The organism is Streptomyces phytophilus (genome assembly GCF_013870535.1).
Classification (GTDB): Bacteria; Actinomycetota; Actinomycetes; order Streptomycetales; family Streptomycetaceae; genus Streptomyces; species Streptomyces phytophilus.
The window spans coordinates 1-1270 of record NZ_JACBXC010001532.1 but is presented as its reverse complement, the minus strand read 5'-3'; the positions used below and the strand labels follow the sequence as shown (position 1 = coordinate 1270).

Annotated in this window: 2 protein-coding genes; one reads left to right on the top strand and one right to left on the bottom strand. The window is 74.8% G+C overall.

The features are described from left to right. The coding region (locus H5J30_RS34005; protein WP_181791669.1) for a serine/threonine-protein kinase at positions 1–744 on the bottom strand (744 nt) is incomplete at its 3' end. A gap of 157 nt (positions 745–901) precedes the next feature. On the opposite strand from H5J30_RS34005, the gene H5J30_RS34000 reads away from it, so the two are divergent. Further along, on the top strand, positions 902–1270 hold a 369-nt coding region (locus tag H5J30_RS34000), incomplete at its 3' end, for a M48 family metalloprotease (RefSeq protein ID WP_508471260.1).

Genomic DNA, 1270 nt, shown 5'->3' with positions numbered 1-1270 from the left:
CCGGCGCGGCTCCGGCAGCGGGTCCACGATGATCGCGGTGATCGTCGACCACGTGGACGTGCGGCGGAACGGCGAGATCCCCTCCACCGCCGCGTACAGCGTCGCGCCCAGCGACCACAGGTCGGAGGGCGGCCCCGGCTGCTCACCGCGCGCCCGCTCCGGCGCCAGGTAGTCCAGCGAGCCGACCAGCTCACCGCTTCGCGTCAGATGCGTGCTGTTGCCGTCGGCCGGCTCCTCCATGGCGGCGATGCCGAAGTCCGTGAGCACGACCCGGCCGCCGCGCTCCAGCAGGATGTTGCCCGGCTTCACATCCCGGTGCAGCACCCCCGCGCGGTGCGCGGCGCCGAGCGCGTCGACCACCTTCAGGCCGATCTGCGCGGCCTCGGCGGGAGTGACACCGCCGCGCTCGCGCAGCACGTCGTCCAGCGAAGGCCCGTCGACCAGCTCCATCACGATGACGGGCCGGCCCTCGTGCTCCGCCACGTCGTGCACGGCGACGACGCCGGGATGCCGCACCCGCGCCGCGGCGCGCGCCTCCCGCTCCGTACGCAGCCTCATCTCGGCCAGATCGCGCGCGTCCGAATCGCTGAACGCCCGCAGCTCCTTGACCGCGACCTCGCGCCCCAACCGCTCGTCGACAGCGCGCCACACGGTGCCCATGCCCCCGCGTCCCAGCTGCGCCACTACCCGGTAGCGCCCGGCGAGTACCCGCCCAGGCCCTTCCGCCCCGTCCCCCATGTGCATGCTCTGCCCCGTATCACGTGTCCAAGAAGTGGCAGCTTACGTCCCCTGGGGCGCGCGGGACGGGTGACTGGTCAGTAGCACCCCGGGACGCGAAATCCCCTCCCGGCCCCGCCCGGCACTTGAGGCGGTCTCCCTGCCCGGTGTATCCCGGGGGGCGATGTCGCGGGGAACGGCCCGACGCCGGACCTCGCGGAGCGGCCGGCCGAGCGACGCGGTCCAGGTCGGCACGGACTTCGCCGTACGGGTCCGGGCCTACGGCATCCGGCGCAGACGGAAGCTGTACCTCGGCCTGCCGCTGTGGCTGACCCTCGCGCCGCAGGAGCGGATCGCCGCCGTCGCGCACGAACTGGGGCGCTGCGCCTCCGGCGACCCGCGCCGAGCAGCGCTGGTCGGTACCGCGCTCGCGTCGCTCGCCGCGGGAGCCGAACTGGCCGAGGACAGGGCCGGCGAGGGGGACACCCACCTGGCCGCCTCCCCGACGGCCCGGTGGGCGGACGACATGGCCCAGGCGGCGGCACGCTTCAAC